This window comes from Bacillus sp. H1a, from assembly GCF_000633475.1.
Lineage (GTDB): Bacteria > Bacillota > Bacilli > Bacillales > Bacillaceae_G > Bacillus_A > Bacillus_A paramycoides.
In genome coordinates this window covers 1-8,634 of the sequence record NZ_AYMH01000079.1, presented here as the reverse complement: position 1 = coordinate 8,634, position 8,634 = coordinate 1, and the positions used below count along the sequence as shown (strand labels likewise).

Sequence of the window (8,634 nt, the reverse complement as noted above, 5' to 3'; positions counted from 1 at the left end):
AAGTCTTACCTATCGCAACTAGAAGAAAGTGAGGTTATTAGTCTTAATGATTAAATTCACAATACTAACTGAACCTGTCGCACATGGCAGACCAAGAGCAACAACTATAAATGAAAAAGTTCATATGTATAATCCAAAGAAATCTAGGGACTTCAAACGATAGGTTAGCGCAGTCGCAGTGAGATTCGCTCCTGAAAGTTTACACAATAAATGTATTTAAAACCTATTTTAGTTATAACGAGAATTGATAATCATACAATGATACAGAAAGGCTTTTCTAACATGTAGTTACCCCTTACATCCCGAAAGGACACCTAATTAAGGTGTCCTTTTTGTTTTTCACCTTCCGGGAAGAACAAGCATATATTAAAATGTAGGACGAGTTCAACCATTTCTATTCTATTTTGATACACAGTTAAAACTCCTTATCAAAAAAAGAGCACCCACTGCCATGGGTGCTCTTTTTTTATTAAATTTATTGTTGTTAATATTTTATGTAGAAGGTGCCAAGAAATACTTTGTAGTTTTATTTCTTGGCATGGGTATTTATTTGGGTCATTTGGATGCCGACCTTACAATAGTATATGTCCGATATATAAAATGGTTTGTTATTTATGTTCAGTTAGGTGAAATTTAGAAAAGAAAAACACCTATTTTTTAATAGGTGTTTTTCTTGCAAGTTGGCTTATAAATTAAAGGAAAGATTTTTCTATTAATTAATTTTTAAAAATCATCTCTACGATCATGTTCGCGTTCATGTTTATGCTCATGCTCATCACATTCTCTGCAATGTCTGCGACGTTTGCAACAGAAACGATCACAATCAGGTGAATTTATAGAGATTACGTTAATTCTATTAACCGCAATACGTGCTAATCCTGGGAAACAATCAAAGTCAGATAAAATAATGACGTTGTTTCCTTGAAAACCTTGGAATGTTGCACTTGTAGGCGGTTGACGATCATATTGAATAACAATACAAGTACCAGGAGTTAATGTTCTTAAGAATTGTAATAATTCTGGATTATTATTCTCATGTCTATGATTTTCTTCTTTTCTGTGATGATCTCTGTGATGATCTCTCCGATCATCACATCTGTCGAAATCACAACCTCCACCAAAACCAAAACCCATAATATTACCCCCTTTCGTTCGTTAGTACATTTTATGCTCGTCTAGAAAGGATGGTGTGCGTATATGAGTCTAGTTAAGTGTGGATTTTTTATTTAATTATGAAATTTGTTTAATAAGGATCTTTTTATTAATCATTCTTTAAACACTACATTCTAATAATGTATTACTAAAAATATTTGCCAACTTGTCTATTTCAATTCTTATGCTTGAACATATTTTATTTTGATAACTAATAATAAGTTAATTTAATAGAATTACATTGTTAGGTGTCAAAATTAGAAGTAAAGGAAGATGATAGAGAATGGATAATAATGAAATTCTAACTCTGTTGCAAGCATTTCAATTGGTTGGGGCGAGAGTTGTATTATTTTTACCATCATTCCACGTAGAAGGCTTTATTACACAAATTGGAACAGATTTCGTTACTCTTCGTAAAGGCGTTGAAGTAGAAAGTAATGCAAATGGTGGGGCTCTTGAAAATCCAAACCAAATTAGTGTTATGATTAGTAGCATTTTAGCGGTAAGTGATGATCGAGGAGCATAATAAATTAAAAAATGTACTGGGTATTATAAATACCCAGTACATTTTTGTATAATGTGTTTACTATATAATACATACTTATTATAGGAGGGGTATAGGTGTGTCAGTTTTGTTTTAATTCTGATAATGGTAAACGTAAATTTAGATTGTTTGATATAAATCCGATTCCTCTTATCGCTCCATTTAAATCAGGAAGGAATTATGATACTTTATTAGAATCAGAAAAATCTTCTGATGTTTTATTAGAATCAGAAAAATCTTCTGATGCTTTATTAGAATCAGAAAAATCTTCTGATGCTTTATTAGAATCGGAAAAATCTTCTGATGTTTTATTAGAATCAAAAATGTCCTCTAACACCTCTTTAGAATTAAAGGGATCTTCTTCTTATCATTCAGTAGTGAATAGTTCTAGTAATAATTTTGCAGAATTAACAAATGAGATTAGAGAACTTTTATATGCTTATCAGTTGCTTCATTTACGTACTGTATTGTTTTTAGAAGGAATTCATATTAAAGGTTTTATAATGAATGTGAGTCGAAATTTAGTTACTGTTATTGGATCAAATATAGAAGTAGCAAGTAATTCAACTGGTAATATTATAGGTTTTCCGAACAAAATTAATGTTAGACTTGAGTCTATTCAAGCAATTGGTGATGTAGAATAGTTTTCTCGTTAAAATGTAAAAAACAATAGGGCAACGAATGATTTTTAATTATATTATATAGCAAAATTAAATCGAAAATGTATCAAGCATATAATAGCAGTGACATCGGGAAGTGTTAATCTGTACGTTAGAGCTCCCCCTTATATTTTGAGAAGGCGCCTGAATAAGGTGTCTTTTTGTTTACACCCTTTGAGAATGACAAGCATATACTGGAGTGTGGGGGAAGCCACTTTATATATAAGAGCATCCAACAATTGTGGATGCTCTTTTTATTTGCACATAAGGAATTGTTAAACATACTATATTGAAGGGGCTATTCTACCAACTCCTTTTCAGAGGGACATGTATTCCGCAATAGAGCTGTGCCATGTGAAAAGGAAAAGCATTGCTATTTATTTCATACTCATAATCTTTCAAGGGCACTTAAGGATTTTTGTTGAATATATCTTCCATAATCAGGAATAGCTACTCCATCAAAAATAAAGTTGGTTTGTACATAATTTATTTGGAATTGTACAGTCTGTGTAAGTTAAATGTCTCTAGTGAACTACCCACCACTTACCGGTTATCACCGCTTGAAGTGGGGCTTCCTGATTCTACAAGCATTGCCTATCCCTTACGAGATCCGGTCTTACACGCTCTCCACAGGCGTAGATTATACTGTTCGGACAAGACCTTGCCCTACAGTTATATAGATGTTGTGTACATTGAAAAAGCTGGCTGATACGCAATTTGCGTTAAGCCGGCTTTTTCAATGTTAATCGCTGCATTGTGGATGGATTTTGCTAGGTGACGGTTACGTACCATATTTTTGATTTTTAGGTCTTCTATACAAATTACACCCTAGCTGTTGGTTAATCTGAAGCTTAGTTTGTGCAAGAAATCCTTACATTGATTCGCTATCTTCGTATGAATTTGTTGTACTTTGGCTACTTGCTTGTACCAGTTCTTCGAACCTTTTTTTATTTTTGAATGTTTACGTTGCGCACGTTTTAATTTACGCTCTTCTTTGCGTAGGAACGTAGGATTTTGAACTTCTTCTCCATAAGATAGAACCGCAAATTTTTTGATGCCTACATCAATACCAGTTATTTTAGTTGCATTACAAATAGAACCTTGGTTTACGTGTTTTTCAACACAAAAAATCGCAAACCAACGGTTCCCTTGATGCTTTATGACAACTTGTTTAACGCAACCATCTAATTTACGGTGCCATTTGATATCAATGACCCCTAATTTCGAGATAAGAAGTTTACCGCCTTTTGTGAGAGAACACATACGACGGCTTGTACACAACGAACCATCCTTCTTTTTATATTTGAACATACCAAATTGAGTAAGAGTAATAGAACGATATTCTTTAAAACTTTTCCTTTTTGAATAGCCAGCATCCTTTTTAAAGAACTTTTTATAGGCTTTTTCCAAGCGTGCAAACACTTCTTGAAGAGGTTGCGAAGGAACCTCTTTTAAGAAATGATATATCTTTTTATCAAGTTTTTGCTGATCTTGTAATTCATACCGTGTTAAGTCTTTTTTGTTTATAATATCGTTGTTTATCTAGCAAAGCAGAGTTATATTGCTGACGACAAATGGAAATCCATCTCTCTAATGTATGTTGTTGTTCTTCTGTAGGATGGATTTCAAACCTGGAGTTCAATTTCATTATGCCGTCACCTCCGAACGTTTGTTCTAATAACTCTGTTATAAACAAATTTTACGATGCTTTACCACTCAGAAGTACTTTTGTTAGGTCGGGCCATTCATCTCCCACCTATGCTGCGCGTGGAGGAAGGAGAATTCTGGCTGAAGTTCGTTAAAATTCCTCTATTAATATATTTAAAGCTTTTGACTTTATCCTTTCATATTCCATAGCTCCAGCAAGTTCGTCAGCAAGTAATGGTGATTTTCTGACGTATTTTTCACGAATTACATCATATAACTCGTATGGAAATAGCATATCAATAAACATAATTTTCTTCTGCTCTGCTGTTAAAGGAGAAACTGACTCATATGCGTTAATCATAATTTGAAATTGGTTTTCATTCCAAACACCAGTTGTATCTAGTAAAGGAATAATCATTTTACGCAAGTCTCGAATAGGGAGATCGTAAGAAACTGTATCTAAGTCAATTACCCAAATTTGATTACTTGGATCTAATAAGGAATTTCCTGTTCCATAATCTTGATGACATAAATTGGGGAATGTTTGTAATTCATCAGTCCATTTTGTATATTCAGATTCCAATAGTCTTTGGTGTGTATGTTTTGCTTCTAAAATGAAAGCATCAATTTCAGCTAAGTAAAATTGTGAAAATGGGTCATCCGGCATAGTTGTGGATAAAGTTTTCCAAATTTCCATCTGCTGAAATCTTTTAATGTAATGATTGGGCCAACGTCCCAGCTTTGTAAAGATAGGTATGCCTGGTGGCGGTTTGTAGCCAATAGAAGCTACATGAAAATCCGCTAGACCTTTCATAATCATTTCAAGATCTTCTTGCATTGTAAGCTCAAACGGTCTTCCTTCAATCCACTCATAAACAACAAATAAAAATGGACCGTGTTTTGTATATAACTGATTCAGTTTGCTTGGAATTATGCTTGGAACACGCATGCCTTTTTTGGCGAGATAATCTTGAGCATGAATGGAAAATAAGGCTTTTTTTTCAGGGCGATGAATTCTCTTCAAGCAAAATGGTCCATCTGTAGTATGAATTTTCCAGACTAAGGCCAGTTGTCCACCTTGTACTAATTCGATTGTAGTCGCATCAATATCCCAATGTTTAATCATTGTCTCTGCCAATACTACTAATTTTTGCTCCTCTTCGGGTGATAATGTATATACCGCATCTTCATTGTGATTCTCCAAATATGTCACCATCCTTTTATACTCTCTTATTACTGTATGGTATATGGCCATTTTTGTTCTAGCCATTTGCCTTTAAGAAGAAAAAGTAATGTTTACCAAATTTAATTATAAAGAATGAAAAATAATTGATAACTCACAAACATAAGGGTTTCTTCGTAATATATGAAGAGGATTGCATTTTTATGAAACAGGGGGGAGATTAAGTGAAAATTGCGATAATATCTACTGAAAAGCTACCTGTGCCAGCTGTACGAGGTGGAGCTATTCAAATTTATATAGATTCTGTTGCTTCCATTATTGCTTCAAATGGAAAAAATGTGACAGTTATTTCTATAACAGATCCTAATTTAAAACCAGAAGAAAAAAATGGTGGTGTAAGGTATATACGTTTTCCAGAAGAGGAATATCTGCCTTATATTATTAAACATTTGAAACAGGAAAAGTATGATGTGGTTCATTTATGTAATCGTCCCAATTGGATTACGATTTTACGTGAGGCGGCACCACAGACCAAATTTGTGTTAAGTGTGCATAATGAAATGTTTGCATATGAAAAGATAAGTGATAAAGAGGGCGAAGCATGTATTGCAGCTGTTTCCAAAATTGTAACAGTTAGTGATTATATAGGAAAAACAATAACCTCGCGCTTTCAAACCGCAAAACCTAAGACAAAAACAGTATATTCTGGTGTAGATGTAAATGAATATTATCCTTCATGGACCGTGAATGGTACAAAAGTTAAAAATCATGTACAAAAACTGTTAAATTTACAAAATAAAAAAGTGGTTTTGTTTGTTGGACGCTTGAGCAAAGTAAAAGGTCCTCATGTTTTGCTACAAGCTCTTCCTAAAATCATTGAGGAAAATCCAGACATTGTAATGGTTTTTATTGGTTCAAAATGGTTTGGAGATGACAATGTAAATAATTATGTAAAACATTTATATACCTTAGGCGCAATGTTTCCAGAAAATGTAGTCTTTATTAAATTTGTTAAGCCGAAGGATATTTCAACACTTTACGCTATGTCAGATATTTTTGTCTGTTCTTCACAGTGGCAAGAGCCTCTTGCTAGGGTACATTACGAAGCAATGGCAGCGGGATTACCAATTATTACAAGTAACCGAGGTGGTAACCCTGAGGTAATTGAAGAAGGGAAAAATGGATATATTGTCAGTGACTTTGAGAATCCTGATGCATATGCAGAAAAAATAATTAATCTATTGAATAGCGAAAATAACAGAAAACAGATGGGGAAATATGGACGTGCGAAAGTTGAAAAAGAATTTAGTTGGAACCGAGTTGCCATGGATCTAATGAAAGTGTATGGGGAAATTTTATAGAATTTAAGAGGGGGCTGATGAAAATTGGAAGAAACAACTGGATTAGAGAGCGAACATTTAAAAAAGGTACTTAGCTTTTATCCATTTGAAGTAAGTAATATCATTCTCCAGTCAAGCAGAAGTGGGAGAACGATTTGGGAAGTTGAAACAGAAGAAGGATTAAAAATATTAAAACAAGCACATATGCACCCAAAAAGGATGCTATTTATTGCTGGAGCCCATTTACATCTCCTTCAAAATGGATTACCGATTACAAAAATTCACCAAACAAAAAGAGGGGGATTTTGTATTGGATCTGATGAGTATGCGTATGTACTATATGATAAACATCAAGGGAAAGAAGTCATTTATTATAATAAAGAACAATTAGAGAAGGTACTAATATATGCAGGGAAATTTCATCAAGCATCGGAAGGGTATATTCCGATGCAGGAAAGTAAAATACGAAGTCGATTAGGAAAATGGCATAAATTATTCAGATGGAAATTACAAGAATTAGAAGGAAACAAAAGGATTGCACTCTCTTTTCCAAATGATTTGTTTTCAACTATGTTTTTAGAGTACGCCGATAAAATGTTAGCACGTGGTAAGAAAGCATTACAAGAAATAAATGAGCCATATTATGACCAATGGACAAAAGAAGTTATTGCATCTAAAAGTTTTTGTCAGCAGGATTTTACTTTGGCAAGATTTGCAGAAATAGATGATGCTATGTTTATGAAAGAGCTACATTCTATTACAAGTGATTTACCCGTAAGAGACCTACGTATTATTTTAAATAAAGTAATGAAAAAAATGTCAGTTTGGGATACTAATTTAGCAATTCATATGTTAAGTGCCTATAACTCGGAAAATTCCTTATCAGAAAAACAATTTCGTGTTCTTTGGACCGATTTATCGTTTCCTCACTTATTCTGTTCAATTGCACATAAATACTATTTAGGACAAAAGCGTTCTTGGTCTGATGAAAAGTATATTTGGGCATTGCAAAATATCATTGCACTTGAAGATTCTAAGGAAGAATTTTTACAAAATTTTTCTGATATTTACCACGAAATCAAGAGCAATAGTGGGGGGAAATAAAATGAAGCCAGAACTGGAAGAGATAGTGATTCCTATTTTAGATTTAGAGAAATTTGTGTTTTCTCCACCAGGACCAATGGGATGGGAATTGTCCGAGTATGAGCAACAAAAAAATATTGTACTAAATGAATCTTCTGTACTAGAGAATTTAGTGGTTATTAAAGAAATAGAATTAGTAGAGTTACCCAAAAATGGATTGATAGAGCTAGAAAAGCAAATCCCACCAAAAACTACAAAAATTGATGAAATAAATGATGAAGGAATTCAAAATGTAATAGAGCTAGAAGAGCAAAACCAGGAACAAAATGAGATCATTTTAACTGAAATAGAAGAGCGAAACCAGGAACAAGATGAGGTCGTTTTAACTGAAATAGAAAAGCCGAAAGTAAAAGTCAAAATTATTCCTCACGATCAACCATTAAAAAGTCCATGGCTAGCAGTAGAGTTACCCAAAAATGGATTGATAGTGCTAGAAAAGCAAATCCCGCCAAAAACTACAAAAATTGATGAAATAAATGATGAAGGGATTCAAAATGTAATAGAGCTAGAAAGGCGAAACCAGGAACAAAATGAGGTCATTTTAACTGAAATAGAAAAGCCGAAAGTAAAAGTCAAAATTATTCCTCACGATCAATCATCAAAAAGTCCATGGCTAGCGAAATTAGTAAAGAACGCCAAGGAAAACGAATAATGAAAATTCCGCAAATATATTAAGCTTTTCATATTCTTTCAACATAGTATATATAAATCTATATCGAAGGAGTTAGGTAAATGGCCGATGTGAAAAGAGCAAAAATAAAACTAGATGTTGAGAATGGTTTTAGTGTTAATTCGGATGAGGATATACAGGAAGTTCTAAAATCTCTAACTGAAATGATTCAATCTGGCACACATAATGGTGTAGAGGTTGAAATTCAATATCTTGATGAAACAGAAGTTATCTTTACAGCCGAAGAAGAAGAGGAGGGCGAAGAAGAAGCCGAAGAAGAAGAAGAAGAGGACGAA

Annotated in this window: 9 protein-coding genes and 1 pseudogene; 6 read left to right on the top strand and 4 right to left on the bottom strand. The window is 33.5% G+C overall.

The annotated features are described in order from the left end of the window. Window positions 1-723: 723 nt before the first annotated feature. Window positions 724-1,134: a hypothetical protein gene (locus U860_RS0128455; protein WP_025151167.1), complete on the bottom strand. Its 411-nt coding sequence runs from the start codon at window positions 1,132-1,134 to the stop codon at window positions 724-726. Window positions 1,135-1,435: 301 nt separating this feature from the next. On the opposite strand from U860_RS0128455, the gene U860_RS0128450 reads away from it, so the two are divergent. Next, window positions 1,436-1,678, top strand: coding sequence for a hypothetical protein (locus U860_RS0128450; protein WP_025151166.1), 243 nt, complete (start codon window positions 1,436-1,438; stop codon window positions 1,676-1,678). Window positions 1,679-1,821: 143 nt separating this feature from the next. Further along, window positions 1,822-2,340, top strand: coding sequence for a hypothetical protein (locus U860_RS0128445; protein ID WP_081806970.1), 519 nt, complete (start codon window positions 1,822-1,824; stop codon window positions 2,338-2,340). 843 nt (window positions 2,341-3,183) lie between these two features. On the opposite strand, the gene U860_RS32175 is transcribed toward U860_RS0128445, so the two are convergent. The 3 genes from U860_RS32175 to U860_RS0128435 all read right to left on the bottom strand — a co-directional run bounded on the left by U860_RS32175 (window position 3,184) and on the right by U860_RS0128435 (window position 5,257). Beyond that, window positions 3,184-3,822, bottom strand: coding sequence for a transposase (locus U860_RS32175; RefSeq protein ID WP_240184501.1), 639 nt, complete (start codon window positions 3,820-3,822; stop codon window positions 3,184-3,186). Between the two features lie 31 nt (window positions 3,823-3,853). Then, window positions 3,854-4,003 carry a helix-turn-helix domain-containing protein gene (locus tag U860_RS36685; protein WP_231595916.1) on the bottom strand — a complete coding sequence of 50 codons (150 nt, stop codon included), beginning with the start codon at window positions 4,001-4,003 and terminating at the stop codon, window positions 3,854-3,856. Between the two features lie 150 nt (window positions 4,004-4,153). Then, entirely contained in the window at window positions 4,154-5,257 is a 1,104-nt protein-coding gene (locus U860_RS0128435) for a CotS family spore coat protein (protein ID WP_025151164.1), read from the bottom strand. 152 nt (window positions 5,258-5,409) lie between these two features. Here U860_RS0128435 and U860_RS0128430 point away from each other — a divergent pair, with 152 nt between their 5' ends. The 4 genes and pseudogenes from U860_RS0128430 to U860_RS0128415 form a co-directional block, all read left to right on the top strand. Beyond that, the gene (locus tag U860_RS0128430) at window positions 5,410-6,546 is read left to right on the top strand and encodes a glycosyltransferase family 4 protein (protein WP_025151163.1); all 1,137 of its coding nucleotides are present in this window, start codon (window positions 5,410-5,412) and stop codon (window positions 6,544-6,546) included. A 24-nt stretch (window positions 6,547-6,570) separates the two neighbouring features. Continuing rightward, window positions 6,571-7,629, top strand: a complete 1,059-nt coding sequence (cotS, locus tag U860_RS0128425) for a spore coat putative kinase CotS (protein WP_025151162.1) — start codon at window positions 6,571-6,573, stop codon at window positions 7,627-7,629. Window position 7,630: 1 nt separating this feature from the next. Then, window positions 7,631-8,320 (top strand): hypothetical protein, encoded by a 690-nt coding sequence (locus tag U860_RS0128420; RefSeq protein ID WP_025151161.1) that lies wholly within the window; start codon window positions 7,631-7,633, stop codon window positions 8,318-8,320. An 80-nt stretch (window positions 8,321-8,400) separates the two neighbouring features. Continuing rightward, window positions 8,401-8,634 (top strand): annotated as a pseudogene (locus U860_RS0128415) (AAA family ATPase); the annotation flags it as partial.

Bases quoted from the DNA above. Each gene is read 5' to 3' on its own strand.
- U860_RS36685 (WP_231595916.1), bottom strand. From the start codon at position 4,003: ATGAAATTGAACTCCAGGTTTGAAATCCATCCTACAGAAGAACAACAA.
- U860_RS0128420 (WP_025151161.1), top strand. From the start codon at position 7,631: ATGAAGCCAGAACTGGAAGAGATAGTGATTCCTATTTTAGATTTAGAG.
- U860_RS0128450 (WP_025151166.1), top strand. From the start codon at position 1,436: ATGGATAATAATGAAATTCTAACTCTGTTGCAAGCATTTCAATTGGTT.
- U860_RS0128435 (WP_025151164.1), bottom strand. From the start codon at position 5,257: ATGGCCATATACCATACAGTAATAAGAGAGTATAAAAGGATGGTGACA.
- U860_RS0128455 (WP_025151167.1), bottom strand. From the start codon at position 1,134: ATGGGTTTTGGTTTTGGTGGAGGTTGTGATTTCGACAGATGTGATGAT.